The sequence below is a fragment of the Streptomyces sp. NPDC104371 genome, assembly GCF_055583785.1.
The window spans coordinates 215,531-230,675 of record NZ_JBVJNF010000009.1 but is presented as its reverse complement, the minus strand read 5'-3'; the positions used below and the strand labels follow the sequence as shown (position 1 = coordinate 230,675).

At 71.8% G+C, this 15,145-nt stretch carries 12 protein-coding genes; all 12 read right to left on the bottom strand.

What is annotated here, in order from left to right; translation table 11 throughout:
• Window positions 1-172: 172 nt before the first annotated feature.
• On the bottom strand, window positions 173-2,332 hold the full coding sequence (locus tag ACZ60T_RS26240) for a primosomal protein N' (protein ID WP_469668092.1): 2,160 nt from the start codon (window positions 2,330-2,332) through the stop codon (window positions 173-175).
• Between the two features lie 119 nt (window positions 2,333-2,451).
• Window positions 2,452-3,660, bottom strand: coding sequence for a methionine adenosyltransferase (gene metK, locus ACZ60T_RS26235; RefSeq protein ID WP_252423530.1), 1,209 nt, complete (start codon window positions 3,658-3,660; stop codon window positions 2,452-2,454).
• 242 nt (window positions 3,661-3,902) lie between these two features.
• Window positions 3,903-5,105: a bifunctional phosphopantothenoylcysteine decarboxylase/phosphopantothenate--cysteine ligase CoaBC gene (gene coaBC, locus ACZ60T_RS26230; RefSeq protein WP_469668091.1), complete on the bottom strand. Its 1,203-nt coding sequence runs from the start codon at window positions 5,103-5,105 to the stop codon at window positions 3,903-3,905.
• 210 nt (window positions 5,106-5,315) lie between these two features.
• Window positions 5,316-5,588 (bottom strand): DNA-directed RNA polymerase subunit omega, encoded by a 273-nt coding sequence (gene rpoZ, locus ACZ60T_RS26225; RefSeq protein ID WP_003970369.1) that lies wholly within the window; start codon window positions 5,586-5,588, stop codon window positions 5,316-5,318.
• A 51-nt stretch (window positions 5,589-5,639) separates the two neighbouring features.
• On the bottom strand, window positions 5,640-6,197 hold the full coding sequence (gmk, locus tag ACZ60T_RS26220) for a guanylate kinase (RefSeq protein WP_365631221.1): 558 nt from the start codon (window positions 6,195-6,197) through the stop codon (window positions 5,640-5,642).
• 37 nt (window positions 6,198-6,234) lie between these two features.
• Complete coding sequence (locus ACZ60T_RS26215) at window positions 6,235-6,558, bottom strand: integration host factor (protein ID WP_055492888.1); 324 nt, start codon at window positions 6,556-6,558, stop codon at window positions 6,235-6,237.
• Window positions 6,559-6,858: 300 nt separating this feature from the next.
• Window positions 6,859-7,698: an orotidine-5'-phosphate decarboxylase gene (gene pyrF, locus ACZ60T_RS26210; RefSeq protein ID WP_469668090.1), complete on the bottom strand. Its 840-nt coding sequence runs from the start codon at window positions 7,696-7,698 to the stop codon at window positions 6,859-6,861.
• Window positions 7,695-8,801 carry a quinone-dependent dihydroorotate dehydrogenase gene (locus ACZ60T_RS26205; protein ID WP_469668089.1) on the bottom strand — a complete coding sequence of 369 codons (1,107 nt, stop codon included), beginning with the start codon at window positions 8,799-8,801 and terminating at the stop codon, window positions 7,695-7,697. The genes pyrF and ACZ60T_RS26205 overlap by 4 nt, the downstream gene beginning before the upstream one ends.
• Before the next feature lie 56 nt (window positions 8,802-8,857).
• Window positions 8,858-12,166 (bottom strand): carbamoyl-phosphate synthase large subunit, encoded by a 3,309-nt coding sequence (carB, locus tag ACZ60T_RS26200; protein WP_469668088.1) that lies wholly within the window; start codon window positions 12,164-12,166, stop codon window positions 8,858-8,860.
• Window positions 12,159-13,301 carry a glutamine-hydrolyzing carbamoyl-phosphate synthase small subunit gene (gene carA / locus ACZ60T_RS26195; protein ID WP_469668087.1) on the bottom strand — a complete coding sequence of 381 codons (1,143 nt, stop codon included), beginning with the start codon at window positions 13,299-13,301 and terminating at the stop codon, window positions 12,159-12,161. The genes carB and carA overlap by 8 nt, the downstream gene beginning before the upstream one ends.
• Window positions 13,298-13,858: a PH-like domain-containing protein gene (locus ACZ60T_RS26190; protein WP_365631210.1), complete on the bottom strand. Its 561-nt coding sequence runs from the start codon at window positions 13,856-13,858 to the stop codon at window positions 13,298-13,300. Before ACZ60T_RS26190 ends, carA begins: the two co-directional genes overlap by 4 nt.
• Window positions 13,855-15,141, bottom strand: coding sequence for a dihydroorotase (locus tag ACZ60T_RS26185; RefSeq protein WP_469668086.1), 1,287 nt, complete (start codon window positions 15,139-15,141; stop codon window positions 13,855-13,857). The genes ACZ60T_RS26190 and ACZ60T_RS26185 overlap by 4 nt, the downstream gene beginning before the upstream one ends.
• Window positions 15,142-15,145 lie beyond the last annotated feature (4 nt).

The window sequence follows — 15,145 nt, the reverse complement described above, 5'->3', positions numbered from 1 at the left end:
GGACCGGGAGGCGGCCGCCTGCCCGCCCCAGAGCCCACTTCGGCGGATCGCCCCGGATCCACACCATCACCCCGCCCTACACAACGAGCCGAGGCCAACGGCCTTCCTAGGCCCATGCAACGGCTGACCGGATGGTGCCGGGCCGGGAGGCGGTCGCCTGCCCGCCCCCGCCTCACCCAATGTCCGGCGGATCGATCCGGATCCGTACCGTCTCCCCGCCCCCGCTGCCGCCGCGTGCCGTTCGGGTCGCGAGTGTCGTCTTCAGGGCTGCGGCCAGTGCCGAGCCGCTGCCGGGTGGTACTCGGACGAGCGCTCGCTCCCAGGGTTCGCCCGGGGGTGGCCCACCGGGCTTTCGTGGGCGCCCGGCCTCGCTCGGCGGTGCTGGGATCGGGCCCAACACCTCGGCGTCCGGCGGCAGTTCGGCAGCGCTGAGGAAGCTCGCCAGTGCTTCGGACGGTCCGGTCACGGCGGCCATGCGCGACACCGGTGGGAACCCCAGCTCGGCCCGCTCGGACAGTTCCCGCACCGCGTGCCCGACGGGATCCCAGCGGACCAGCGCCTGCACGGGCCGCAGCGTCGCCTCGGCGACGATCACGACCGTGCCCCCCGCCGACTGCGGCCGGACGAGCGCGCTCGCGCCGATCCACCGCCGCAGCGCCTCCTCGCCCGCCCTGAGGTCGGGCCGCCCGAGCATGGCCCAGCCGTCGAGAAGCAGCGCCGCCGCGTAGCCGCCCTCGGCGACGGGCTCGGCGCCCGGAGTGCTCACCACGAGCGCGGGCGCCGCGGGCACCGTGTCCAGCACCTGCTCGCGCCCCGACGTCCGCACGGGGACGGCCGGGAACGCGCGCCCCAGTTCCTCGGCCGTGCGCCGCGCTCCCACGATCTGCGCCCGCAGCCGGAACCCGCCGCACTCCGGGCAGTGCCAGGAGGCCTCCTCCCGCCCGCACCAGCCGCAGCGCAGCTCCCCCGCGTCCTGCGCGGCCAGCGGCCCGGCGCAGTGGCGGCACCGCGCGGGCGCCCGGCAGCGCGCACAGGCCAGCTTGGGCACATAGCCGCGCCGGGGCACCTGCACCAGCACGGGACCGTGCCGCAGCCCCTCCCGCGCCACCTGCCAGGCGAGCGACGGCAGCCGTGCCGCCCGCGCCGCCTCGTCCCGCGCGAGGTCCTCGTCCCCCACGGTCCGTACGAGGGGCGCCGCGGCCCGTACCCGCTCGCGGTCGGCGACGAGCGGCGCGGCCCAGCCGCTCGCCACGAGCTGGGCGGCCTCGACGGTGCAGCTCCGACTCCCCAGCAGGAAGGCGCACTTGTCGCGCGTGGCCCGCAGTTCCAGCACCTCGCGGACATGGGGGTACGGGGCGTTGTCGGCGCTGTGCCCCGCGTCCCCGTCGTCCCAGACGACGACGAGCCCCAGATCGCGGACCGGCGCGAACATGGCGGCCCGGGTCCCGACGACGGCCCGTACGGCCCCGCGCCGCACGGCGAGCCACTCCCGGTAGCGCCGCTCCTGACCGGCGTCGGCCGTCAGCAGGGCATGGTGCCCCTCCCCGATCAGCTCCCGCAGCGCGGCGTCGACCCGGGCGGCGGGCCGCCCCGCGGGCAGGACGACCAGCGCACCCCGGCCGGAGGCGAGCGTGGCCTGCACGGCCCGCGCGATCTCCTCGGCCCACTCGGGTCCGGGCAGGGCGGTCCATACCGCGCGCGGTGCGCCGCCCTGCGCCAGCGACCGCAGGAAGTCCGCCCCGCGCCCGTACCGCACCCAGGAGCCGGGGGCGGGCGCCACGGGCGGCGCGGGCGGCGGCCCCGTCGTCGCGGCCTCGGCGCGGGCATGCCGTGGCGGTACGGCGAGTTGGAGCACATCGGCGAGGCTGCCCGCGTACCGGTCGGCGACCGCGCGGGCGAGGTCCAGCAGTTCGGGCGAGAGCACCGGCTCGGGCGACACGACCTGGGCGAGCGCGGCGAGCGGTCCGCGGTAGTCGGACTCGGCCACGCGCTCGACGAGGAACCCGTCGATGAGCCCGCCGCCCTCGCGCCGCCCCTCGCGCACCGTGCGCCCACCGGCCCCGAACCGCACCCGTACCCGCACCCCGGGCTGCGCCACGGCGTCGAGTTCCTCCGGTACCGCGTAGTCGAAGTACCGGTCCAGATGCAGCACGCCCTTGTCGACCACGACCCGCGCGACGGGCCGGTCCTTGGCGAGCGCGGCCCCGCGCCACGTCCGCGGCTTGGCCTTGGGCGTCCTGGCCTTCCGTACGGCGTCGCGTATCAGCGCAAGCTGCTCGGGCGGCGCGGCCTCTCCCCCGCCCGCCGACTGCTGCCCGTTCCCGCTGCTCACGCTTGCATTCTTACCAAACGCCACTGACACCGCCGCCCGCCCGCCGACAGCGCTCACGCCGAAGCCCGGCGCCCCGCGTCGAGCGGGGGCGCCGGGCTTCGCCGACGGACAGTGCGGTCCTACAGACCGGCGGCCTTGCGCAGCGCCTCCACTCGGTCGGTGCGCTCCCAGGTGAAGTCGGGCAGCTCGCGGCCGAAGTGGCCGTAGGCCGCCGTCTGGGCGTAGATCGGGCGGAGCAGGTCGAGGTCGCGGATGATCGCGGCCGGGCGCAGGTCGAAGACCTCGCTGATCGCGGCCTCGATCTTGTCGGTGTCGACCTTGGCCGTGCCGAAGGTCTCGACGAACAGGCCCACCGGCTCGGCCTTGCCGATCGCGTACGCGACCTGGACCTCGCAGCGGGAGGCCAGGCCCGCGGCGACCACGTTCTTGGCGACCCAGCGCATCGCGTACGCCGCCGAGCGGTCGACCTTGGACGGGTCCTTGCCGGAGAAGGCGCCGCCGCCGTGGCGGGCCATACCGCCGTAGGTGTCGATGATGATCTTGCGGCCGGTCAGACCGGCGTCGCCCATCGGGCCGCCGATCTCGAAGCGGCCGGTGGGGTTGACGAGCAGCCGGTAGCCGTCCGTCTCCAGCTTGATGCCCTCGTCCAGGAGCGCCTTCAGCTCGGGCTCCACGACGAACTCGCGGATGTCGGGGGCGAGCAGGGACTCCAGGTCGATGTCGCTCGCGTGCTGCGAGGAGATGACCACCGTGTCCAGGCGGACCGCCTTGTCGCCGTCGTACTCGATGGTGACCTGGGTCTTGCCGTCCGGGCGCAGGTAGGGGATCGTGCCGTTCTTGCGGACGTCGGACAGGCGCTTGGACAGGCGGTGCGCCAGGAAGATCGGCAGCGGCATCAGCGTCGGGGTCTCGTCCGACGCGTAGCCGAACATCAGGCCCTGGTCGCCCGCGCCCTGCCGGTCCAGCTCGTCCTCGTCGCCCTCGACACGGGTCTCGTACGCCGTGTCCACACCCTGCGCGATGTCCGGGGACTGCGCGCCGATCGACACCGAGACACCACAGGAGGCGCCGTCGAAGCCCTTCTTCGAGGAGTCGTAGCCGATTCCGAGGATCGTGTTGCGGACCAGCGTCGCGATGTCCGCGTAGGCCTTGGTCGTGACCTCACCGGCCACATGCACCAGGCCGGTCGTGATCAGCGTCTCCACGGCGACCCGGGACGTCGGGTCCTCCCGCAGAAGCGCGTCGAGAATGGCGTCGCTGATCTGGTCAGCGATCTTGTCGGGGTGGCCCTCGGTCACGGACTCCGAGGTGAACAGGCGACGGGACACAACGCTCCCTGTGGTTGCAGCGGCTGCTGGCTGATCATTGACCGGACGTACAGGGGCTGCGCCCAGGCGTTCGTCCGAGGGACAGTTTATCGGTCGCGCTCGGCCACCGGCCCACCTGTCTCGCCTCTCGGGAACCCTGTGACCTGCGGCACGGGCATTCTGCCCAATGCCACACGCTGTTTACCAGGGTCGCCACGCCTGAATGTGCCAGGGAAGCCGAGCCGCGAAGTGAAATGAATCATTCAGGCCAGGCGGCGGACCACAAGGTCCCAGACCGTCTCGGCCAGCGCCTCCTTGGGCCCGTACGGCACAGGAGTCTCACTGCCGTCGGCGCCCAGCACGACCGCCTCGTTCTCCTCGGTGCCGAAGGTCTTGGCCTCCCCTACCTCGTTCACCACGAGCAGGTCACAGCCCTTGCGGGCCAGCTTCGCGCGGCCGTTGACCAGCACGTCGTCGGTCTCCGCGGCGAAGCCGACGACCACCTGGCCCGGCCGGGCGCGGTCGGCGGACAGCTCCGCGAGAATGTCCGGATTCCTGACCAGGGCGATCGGCTCCGGCTCCTGCCCGTCCTTCTTCTTGATCTTCCCCGGCGCGTACACGGCGGGCCGGAAGTCCGCGACCGCCGCCGCCATCACGACGACGTCCGCGTCGGCGGCGGCCTTCAGGGCCGCCTCGCGCAGTTGGACCGCGGTGCCCACCGGTATGACGTCCACGCCCGCCGGGTCGGGCAGGCCGGTGTTCGCGGCGATCAGGGTGACCCGGGCGCCGCGGGCCGCCGCCGTGCGCGCGAGGGCGTAGCCCTGCTTGCCGGAGGAGCGGTTGCCGAGGAAGCGGACGGGGTCGAGGGGCTCGCGGGTGCCGCCCGCGCTGACGACGACATGGCGGCCCGCGAGGTCCGGCTCACGGACGCCTCGCGCGAGCACGCGTCGGCAGACCTCGAAGATCTCGGTGGGGTCGGGCAGCCGGCCCTTGCCCGTGTCGACGCCGGTCAGCCGGCCCACCGCGGGCTCGATCACCACGGCGCCGCGGCGCCGCAGCGTCGCCACGTTCTCCTGGGTGGCCGGGTGCTCCCACATCTCGGTGTGCATGGCCGGGGCGAAGACGACCGGGCAGCGGGCCGTGAGCAGCGTGTTCGTCAGCAGGTCGTCGGCGAGGCCGTGGGCCGCCTTGGCGAGCATGTCGGCCGTCGCGGGGGCCACGACCACCAGGTCGGCGTGCTGTCCGATCCGGACGTGCGGCACCTCGTGGACGTCGTCCCAGACCTCGGTCGAGACCGGCTTGCCGGACAGCGCGGACCAGGTGGCGGCGCCGACGAAGTGCAGGGCGGAGGCGGTGGGGACGACCTGTACGTCGTGGCCCGACTCCGTCAGTCGGCGCAGCAGCTCGCACGCCTTGTACGCGGCGATGCCACCGCTGACCCCCAGAACGACCTTCGGCTTGCCCACCGGGCCTCCCCGTACTCGTGAATCCGTGACACCGCGGCTTGCCAGGGCGTACGCGCCTGTCTCGGGCGTACGCGTCTATGACACACCGCAGGCCCGGCAGTCGCTCCCCCAGCCGATGCTGGAAGTGCCCCTCTGCCGGGCCTGCGGAAGGCCTGTTGCAAGCCGCGGATCTGACATGTCGCTCGCCGCGTGCTGACGCCGCGCGCGTTGTTACTGCGCCGGGCCCTCGATGGCCTCGGACGTGAGCAGACCCGCGTTGATCTCGCGCAGGGCGATCGACAGCGGCTTCTCGTGGACGTGGGTGTCCACGAGCGGACCGACGTACTCGAGGAGGCCCTCACCGAGCTGCGAGTAGTACGCGTTGATCTGGCGGGCCCGCTTGGCCGCGTAGATCACGAGGCTGTACTTCGAGTCGGTAGCCTCGAGGAGCTCGTCGATCGGCGGGTTGATGATGCCCTCGGGCGTGGTGATGGAAGAGGACACGCTCTACCTTCCGAAGATGGGAAAAGATCAGACCTGATCACACAACCCTGATCACACAACGTTCATCAAGGCTAGCAGCTCGCGCGCCACGTCCTCGACGGAGGTGTTGACCAGGGTGACATCGAACTCCGGCTCGGCCGCCAGCTCGACCCGGGCCGCCGCCAGTCGGCGCTCGATGACCTCGGGCGACTCGGTGCCGCGGCCGGTGAGCCTGCGCACCAGCTCCTCCCAGGAGGGGGGAGCCAGGAACACGAGCTGGGCCTCGGGCATCGACTCGCGCACCTGCCGGGCGCCCTGGAGGTCGATCTCCAGCAGCACCGGTACACCGGCCTCCAGGTGCTCCAGCACGGCGGCCCGTGGTGTGCCGTAGCGATTACCGGCGAACTCGGCCCACTCCAGCAGCTCGCCGTTGGCGATCAGCTTGTCCATCTCCTCGTCGCTGACGAAGAAGTAGTGGACTCCGTGCTGCTCCCCGGGACGGGGGCGGCGGGTCGTCGCCGACACCGAGAGCCATACCCCGGGGTATTCCTTGCGCATATGGGCGACGACCGTGCTCTTGCCGACCCCGGAGGGGCCGGAGAGCACGGTCAGCCGCGGACGTTCACTCATGCAGCGATTATTCCAGCAAATCCGGGGTGCCCCGGACTCAGCTGGCGGCACCGCCGAACTCGCGCTCCAGGGAGGCGATCTGGTTGGAACCAAGGCCACGCACACGACGGCTCTCGGAGATCCCGAGTCGCTCCATGATCTGCTTGGCACGGACCTTGCCCACGCCGGGCAGGGACTCGAGCAGGGCGGAGACCTTCATCTTGCCGATGACGTCGTTCTCCTGGCCCTGCTTGATGACCTCGTGAAGAGAGGCGCCGGAGTGCTTGAGTCGATTCTTGACCTCGGCCCGCTCCCGGCGAGCCGCGGCGGCCTTTTCGAGCGCGGCTGCGCGCTGTTCGGGGGTAAGGGGCGGAAGAGCCACGCCTACGTCACCTCGGATGTTGAACTGTCGGATACGGACCGGTGAGGAACCTAGTCGCCCCACACCTGGGGGGCCACGAGCAACACGCTTGCCCGTTCTCCCCCACTGCCTCAAGGGCGTGGGAGGTGCCCCCACTCGTCGGAGACTAGCGGGCAAGTCCGCCGGAGTCAGCGAGAACAGCGGAAAAGTCCTGGTCAGCCTCTGTCGAGACGGACTTTTGGGACATACTGCCCCGGATTCGCGGATGGATCCACTCTCCGGCCCGCCCCGAAGCACCGGACGCGGGACCCCGGGGCGCGTCTAGGCCGCCGCCACCGCCGCCCGGATCTCCTCGGCGAAACGGTCCGCCGCCTCGCGCAGCGCGAGGACGTCGGGGCCGTACCGCAGCACCCCCCGGCTCACGTTCGGCACCACGTTGCGGACCGCCGAGCCGAAGACCGCGGGAAGGTCGGCCGCGGTGGCTCCCTGGGCGCCGATACCGGGCGCGAGGAGGGGGCCGTTGATGTCGAGGTCGTACGAGGACAGGTCGCCGAGCGTGGCCCCGACCACCGCGCCGAAGGAGCCGAGGGGCGCCTCGCCCGCGTTCTCGGCGGCGAGATGGGCGAGCATCGTCGCCGCGACGCTGCGGCCGTCCGCGCGCACCGCGTGCTGCACCTCGCCGCCCTCCGGGTTGGAGGTCAGCGCGAGGACGAAGAGCCCGGCGCCGTTCTCGCGCGCCAGCTCCACGGCCGGGGCCAGCGAGCCGTAGCCGAGGTAGGGCGAGACGGTCAGCGCGTCGGAGAACAGCGGGGCGTCCTGGTGCAGGAAGGACTCGGCGTACGCGGCCATGGTCGAGCCGATGTCACCGCGCTTGGCGTCCATGACGACCAGCGCCCCGGCCTCCCGCGCCTCCTGCACGGTCGTCTCCAGGACCGCGACGCCGCGCGACCCGAAGCGCTCGAAGAACGCGCTCTGCGGCTTGAGGACGGCGACCCGCTCGGCCACGGCCTCGACGACCGTGCGGCTGAACCGCTCCAGGCCCGCGACGTCGTCGTCCAGCCCCCACTCGGCGAGCAGGGAGGCGTGCGGGTCGATGCCGACGCACAGCGGGCCGCGCTCGTCCATGGCCCGGCGAAGACGCGCGCCAAAGGGTTCGGTCATGCGGTCTTCCTCACATCGGCGCCGACCGCGTCGGCGAGGGTGGCGTACGGGCTCGTGCGCAGGCGCGCGGCGAGCCCCTTGTGGAGGGCGCGGGCCCAGCAGGGTCCCTCGTAGATGAAGGCGCTGTAGCCCTGGATCAGCGTGGCGCCGGCCAGGATGCGCTGCCAGGCGTCCTCGGCGTTCTCGATGCCGCCGACGCCCACGAGGGTGATGCGGTCGCCCACGCGCGCGTAGAGGCGGCGCAGCACCTCCAGGGAGCGTGCCTTCAGCGGCGCGCCCGACAGCCCGCCGGTCTCCTTCACCAGGGCGGGGTCGGAGGTCAGGCCGAGGCCGTCGCGCGCGATGGTGGTGTTCGTGGCGATGATCCCGTCCAGGCCCAGCTCCACGGCGAGGTCGGCGACGGCGTCGATGTCCTCGTCGGCCAGGTCGGGGGCGATCTTCACAAGGAGCGGGACGCGCCGTGCGGTGACCGCGCGGTCGGCGGCCGCACGGACGGCGCTCAGCAGCGGTCGCAGCGCCTCGGTCGCCTGGAGGTCGCGCAGCCCGGGGGTGTTCGGCGAGGAGACGTTGACGACCAGGTAGTCGGCGTACGGCGCGAGGCGCTCGGCGGACTTCACGTAGTCCGCGACGGCCTCGGCCTCCGGGACGACCTTGGTCTTGCCGATGTTGACGCCGACGACGGTCTTGAAGACGGGCCTGCGGGACGCCAGGCGCGCGGCGACGGCCTGCGAGCCCTCGTTGTTGAAGCCCATCCGGTTGATGAGCGCCCGGTCCGGGACGAGACGGAACAACCGCTTCTTCGGGTTGCCCGGCTGCGGCTCTCCGGTCACCGTGCCGATCTCGACGTGGTCGAAGCCGAGCATCGACATGCCGTCGATCGCGACCGCGTTCTTGTCGAAGCCGGCCGCGAGCCCGAAGGGGCCGTGCATCCGCAGCCCGAAGGCCTCGGTGCGCAGCTCCTTGTGACGGGGCGCCAGGCAGGCGGCGGCGAAGGTGCGCAAGACCGGGACGCGGGCGGCCAGGCGGATCCAGCGGAAGGCCAGGTGGTGGGCGTTCTCCGGGTCCATCCGGGTGAAGACGAGACGGAAGAAGAGTCTGTACATGGGGGTGTCCTCACGACGAGGGGGACACCGTTTCCGATGTCCCCCCTGGTCGGCTGCTAGTCGCGGGCCGCGGTCAGGTGATCCGCGTGTTCCTGGAGCGAGCAGACGCTCACGTCGCCGTGGGTGAGGGCGTCGATGCCCTGCACCGCCGCGGCGAGCGCCTGGACCGTCGTCAGACACGGCACGGACCGTGCCACGGCCGCCGTCCGGATCTCGTAGCCGTCGAGGCGGCCTCCGGTGCCGTACGGGGTGTTGACGATGAGGTCGACCTCGCCGGCGTGGATGAGCTGGACGATGGTCTTCTCACCGTCGGGCCCCGTGCCCTCGGACTGCTTGCGCACGACCGTCGCGTGGATGCCGTTGCGCCGGAGCACCTCGGCCGTGCCGGAGGTGGCGAGCAGCTCGAAGCCGTGGGCGACCAGTTCCCGCGCGGGGAAGATCATCGAGCGCTTGTCCCGGTTGGCGACCGAGATGAAGGCACGGCCCTTGGTCGGCAGCGGACCGTAGGCGCCCGCCTGCGACTTGGCGTACGCCGTGCCGAAGACGGTGTCGATGCCCATGACCTCGCCGGTGGAGCGCATCTCCGGGCCGAGCACCGTGTCGACGCCGCGGCCGTGGATGTCGCGGAAGCGCGACCAGGGCATGACGGCTTCCTTGACGGAGATCGGCGCGTCCAGCGGCAGGGTGCCCCCGTCGCCGTGCTTCGGCAGCAGGCCCTCCGCGCGCAGTTCGGCGACGGTGGCGCCCAGCGAGATCCGCGCGGCGGCCTTCGCGAGCGGCACCGCGGTCGCCTTCGAGGTGAAGGGGACCGTACGGGACGCGCGCGGGTTGGCCTCCAGGACGTAGAGGATGTCGCCCGCCATCGCGAACTGGATGTTGATCAGGCCCCGGACGCCGACGCCGCGGGCGATGGCCTCCGTGGAGGCGCGCAGCCGCTTGATGTCGAAGCCGCCCAGCGTGATCGGCGGCAGCGCGCACGCCGAGTCGCCGGAGTGGATACCGGCCTCCTCGATGTGCTCCATGACGCCGCCGAGGTACAGCTCCTCGCCGTCGTACAGGGCGTCGACGTCGATCTCGATCGCGTCGTCGAGGAAGCGGTCGACCAGCACCGGCCGAGAGGGGCTGATCTCGGTCGACTCGGCGATGTAGGAGGCGAGACGGGCCTCCTCGTACACGATCTCCATGCCGCGCCCGCCGAGCACGTAGGAGGGCCGGACGAGGACCGGGTAGCCGATCTCGTCCGCGATGGCCTTGGCCTCCTCGAACGTGGTGGCGGTGCCGTGCTTGGGGGCGGGCAGGCCCGCCTCCGCCAGCACGCGGCCGAACGCGCCGCGGTCCTCGGCGGCGTGGATCGCCTCGGGCGGGGTGCCGACGATCGGCACGCCGTTGTCCTTCAGCGCCTGCGCGAGGCCGAGCGGCGTCTGGCCGCCGAGCTGGACCACGACGCCCGCGACCGGTCCGGCCTGCTGCTCGGCGTGGACGATCTCCAGCACGTCCTCGAGCGTCAGCGGCTCGAAGTACAGGCGGTCGGAGGTGTCGTAGTCCGTGGAGACCGTCTCGGGGTTGCAGTTGACCATCACGGTCTCGTACCCGGCGGCGGACAGCGCGAAGGAGGCGTGGACGCAGGAGTAGTCGAACTCGATGCCCTGGCCGATGCGGTTCGGGCCGGAGCCCAGGATGATGACCGCGGGCTTCTCGCGGGCCGCGACCTCGCTCTCCTCGTCGTAGGAGGAGTAGAAGTACGGCGTCCTGGCCGCGAACTCGGCGGCGCAGGTGTCGACCGTCTTGTAGACCGGGCGCACGCCCAGCGCGTGCCGCACCTCGCGGACGATGTCCTCGCGCAGCCCGCGGATCTCGCCGATCTGGTGGTCGGAGAAGCCGTGACGCTTGGCCTCGGCCAGCAGTTCGGGGGTCAGCTCGGGCGCCTCGGCCAGCTCGTCGGCGATCTCCTTGATCAGGAAGAGCTGGTCGACGAACCACGGGTCGATCTTGGTGGCCTCGAAGACCTCCTCCGGCGTGGCGCCCGCGCGGATGGCCTCCATGACCGTGTTGATCCGGCCGTCGGTGGGGCGCACGGCGGCGCGCAGCAGCTCCGCCTTGTCCCCGGTCTCGCCGACGAAGGTGAACTGGCTGCCCTTCTTCTCCAGCGAGCGCAGCGCCTTCTGGAACGCCTCGGTGAAGTTGCGGCCGATCGCCATGGCCTCGCCGACCGACTTCATGGTCGTGGTCAGCGTGCTGTCGGCGCTCGGGAACTTCTCGAAGGCGAACCGCGGCGCCTTGACGACCACGTAGTCCAGGGTCGGCTCGAAGGAGGCCGGGGTCTCCTGGGTGATGTCGTTCGGGATCTCGTCGAGCGTGTAGCCGACGGCGAGCTTGGCGGCGATCTTGGCGATCGGGAAGCCGGTCGCCTTGGAGGCGAGGGCGGACGAACGCGACACGCGCGGGTTCATCTCGATGACGATCACGCGACCGTCCTCGGGGTTCACCGCGAACTGGATGTTGCAGCCGCCGGTGTCGACGCCGACCTCGCGGATGACGGCGATGCCGATGTCGCGCAGGATCTGGTACTCGCGGTCGGTCAGGGTCATCGCCGGGGCGACGGTGATCGAGTCACCGGTGTGCACGCCCATCGGGTCGAAGTTCTCGATGGAGCAGACGACCACGACGTTGTCGTGCTTGTCGCGCATCAGCTCCAGCTCGTACTCCTTCCAGCCGAGGATGGACTCCTCCAGGAGCACCTCGGTGGTGGGCGAGAGGGTGAGGCCCTGTCCGGCGATGCGGCGCAGCTCTTCCTCGTCGTGCGCGAAGCCGGAGCCGGCGCCGCCCATGGTGAAGGAGGGGCGTACGACGACGGGGTAGCCGCCGAGTTCGTCGACGCCCGCGAGCACCTCGTCCATGGTGTGGCAGATGACCGAGCGGGCGGACTCGCCGTGCCCGATCTTGGCGCGGACGGCCTTGACGACGTCCTTGAACAGGTCGCGGTCCTCGCCCTTGTGGATCGCCTCGACGTTGGCGCCGATCAGTTCGACGCCGTACTTCGTGAGGACGCCGTTCTCGTGCAGCGAGATCGCGGTGTTGAGCGCCGTCTGACCGCCCAGGGTGGGCAGCAGCGCGTCGGGCCGCTCCTTGGCGATGATCTTCTCGACGAACTCGGGGGTGATCGGCTCGACGTAGGTGGCGTCGGCGATCTCCGGGTCGGTCATGATCGTCGCCGGGTTGGAGTTCACCAGGACGACGCGAAGGCCCTCGGACCTCAGGACCCGGCACGCCTGGGTGCCGGAGTAGTCGAACTCCGCGGCCTGACCGATGACGATCGGGCCGGAGCCGATGACCAGGACGGACTGGATATCGGTGCGCTTAGGCACGCTGGCCCTCCATCAGGGAAACGAAGCGGTCGAACAGGTAGGCGGCGTCGTGGGGGCCCGCTGCCGCTTCGGGGTGGTACTGGACGCTGAAGGCCGGGCGGTCGAGCAGGTGGAGGCCCTCCACCACGTCGTCGTTGAGGCAGACGTGGGAGACCTCGGCGCGGCCGTAGGGGGTGTCGGACACCTGGTCGAGGGGGGCGTCGACGGCGAAGCCGTGGTTGTGCGCGGTGACCTCGACCTTGCCGGTCGTACGGTCCTGCACCGGCTGGTTGATGCCGCGGTGGCCGTACTTCAGCTTGTAGGTGCCGAAGCCGAGCGCGCGGCCGAGGATCTGGTTGCCGAAGCAGATGCCGAACAGGGGCGTGCGGCGCTCCAGGACGGCTTGCATGACGGCGACGGGGTGGTCGGCGGTGGCCGGGTCGCCGGGGCCGTTGGAGAAGAACACACCGTCGGGGTTGACGGCGTAGACGTCCTCGGCGGTCGCGGTCGCGGGCAGGACGTGCACCTCGATGCCGCGCTCGGCCATGCGGTGCGGGGTCATGCCCTTGATGCCGAGGTCGACGGCGGCGACGGTGAACTTCTTCTCACCGATCGCCGGGACGACGTACGCCTCCTGGGTGGCGACCTCGGCGGAGAGGTCGGCGCCCGTCATCTCGGGGGCCTGGCGCACCTCGGCGAGCATGGTGCCCTCGTCGGGCAGCGCGTTGCCGGAGAAGATGCCGACGCGCATGGCGCCGCGCTCGCGCAGATGGCGGGTGAGCGCCCGCGTGTCGATGCCGCTGATGCCGACGACGCCCTGCCGGCGCAGCTCGTCCTCCAGCGACCGCCGGGCGCGCCAGTTGGAGGGCACGCGCGCGGGGTCGCGCACCACGTAACCGGCGACCCAGATCCGCTGCGACTCGGGGTCCTCGTCGTTGACGCCGGTGTTGCCGACGTGCGGGGCGGTCATCACCACGACCTGGCGGTGGTACGACGGGTCGGTGAGGGTCTCCTGGTAGCCGGTCATGCCGGTGGAGAACACGGCTTCGCCGAAGGTCACCCCCACGGCCCCGTAGGCACGGCCGCGGAAGATCCGGCCGTCCTCCAGGACGAGTACGGCGGGAACCTTGGAAGCTCCCCGGGTGGAGGTCGTCATCGTGCGCCTTCCGTCTTGTTGATCATCTTGTTCAGGGTGTCGACCCACTCGGGGTGCTCGGCCGCGTGGTCGGAGCGGAAGCCGGAGTCGATCAGCTTGCCGCCGTGCTCCCAGGTCACGATCAGCAGGCCGCCCTCGGTGAGGACCTTGCCCGCGATGCCCTTGTCGAGCCGGGCCTCGCGCAGTCGCCCGGCCGGGACGAAGAAGTCGCTCGCGCCGGGGCGTACGACGTCCAGGCCCGCGTCCGTCAGCGTCAGCTCGACCCGGCTGCGGGTGCCGAGGCCATGGGCCACGATGCGGTCCAGCCACTGCCCGGCCGTGGTGGAGCCGTGGTAGCGGCCCCTCATGGTCAGTCTGGCCTCGCCGGGGCTGTCGGGCGCGCCGGGCAGTTCCGGCAGGTCGCTCTGGAGCGTGCCGCGCCACTTCCAGCCTTCGCGCATCAGCCAGTAGACGAGCGCGACGAACAGGGCGAGGCCGACGAGCCAGCCGATACGGGCGGGCCAGTTGGTCACGTCCGCCGAGGTCTTCTCGGCGGCCAGCAGGTAGAGAGATGTCACGCGAGCTTCCCGTCGACGAGGGTGGCCTTGCCCCGGAGCCAGGTGTGGGTGACACGGCCCGGCAGCTCACGGCCCTCGTAGGGGGTGTTGCGGCTGCGCGAGGCGAAGCCCGCGGGGTCCACCTGCCCACGGTATGCCGTGTCGACGAGGGTGAGGTTCGCGGGCTCGCCTGCCGAGACGGGGCGTCCGTGGCCCGCGGCCCGGCCGATCCGCGCGGGGGTGAAGGACATCCGGTCGGCGACGCCCGCCCAGTCGAGCAGCCCGGTGTCGACCATCGTCCGCTGGACCACGGACAGCGCGGTCTCCAGGCCGACCATGCCCATGGCGGCGGCGGCCCACTCGCAGTCCTTGTCCTCGTGCGGGTGCGGGGCGTGGTCGGTGGCGACGATGTCGATCGTGCCGTCGGCGAGGGCCTCGCGCAGCGCCGTCACATCGCGCTCGGTGCGCAGCGGCGGGTTGACCTTGTAGACCGGGTTGTAGGTGCGCACCAGTTCGTCGGTGAGCAGGAGGTGGTGCGGGGTGACCTCGGCGGTGACGTCGATGCCGCGGGACTTGGCCCAGCGCACGATCTCGACCGACCCGGCGGTGGAGAGATGGCAGATGTGGACGCGGGAGCCGACGTGCTCGGCGAGCAGGACGTCGCGGGCGATGATCGACTCCTCGGCGACCGCCGGCCAGCCGCCGAGGCCCAGCTCGGCGGAGACGACGCCCTCGTTCATCTGGGCGCCCTCGGTCAGCCGTGGCTCCTGGGCGTGCTGGGCGACGACGCCGCCGAATGCCTTCACGTACTCCAGCGCCCGGCGCATGATCACCGCGTCGTGCACGCACTTGCCGTCGTCGGAGAAGACCGTGACGCCCGCCGCAGACTCGTGCATGGCGCCCAGCTCGGCGAGGTTCCGGCCTTCCAGGCCCACGGTGACGGCGCCGATGGGCTGTACGTCGCAGTAGCCGTGCTCGCGGCCCAGGCGCCAGACCTGCTCGACGACACCGGCGGTGTCGGCGACCGGGAAGGTGTTGGCCATGGCGAATACGGCGGTGAAGCCGCCGGCCGCCGCCGCGCGCGTGCCGGTGAGGACCGTCTCGGAGTCCTCGCGGCCGGGCTCGCGCAGATGGGTGTGCAGGTCGACCAGGCCCGGCAGGAGCACCTTGCCGTCGGCCTCGACGATCTCGGCGCCCTCGGCCGAAAGGCCGCTGCCGACGGCCTCGATGGTCTCACCGTCGATCAGGACGTCCTGCGGCGCGCCGCCGAGCACCTTCGCACCACGGATCAGGGTCTTGCTCATGGGG

Coding starts and splice junctions, on each gene's coding strand:
- pyrF (WP_469668090.1), bottom strand. CDS start 7,698: ATGACCGAACCCTTTGGCGCGCGTCTTCGCCGGGCCATGGACGAGCGC.
- ACZ60T_RS26185 (WP_469668086.1), bottom strand. CDS start 15,141: ATGAGCAAGACCCTGATCCGTGGTGCGAAGGTGCTCGGCGGCGCGCCG.
- gmk (WP_365631221.1), bottom strand. CDS start 6,197: ATGAGTGAACGTCCGCGGCTGACCGTGCTCTCCGGCCCCTCCGGGGTC.
- carA (WP_469668087.1), bottom strand. CDS start 13,301: ATGACGACCTCCACCCGGGGAGCTTCCAAGGTTCCCGCCGTACTCGTC.
- ACZ60T_RS26205 (WP_469668089.1), bottom strand. CDS start 8,801: ATGTACAGACTCTTCTTCCGTCTCGTCTTCACCCGGATGGACCCGGAG.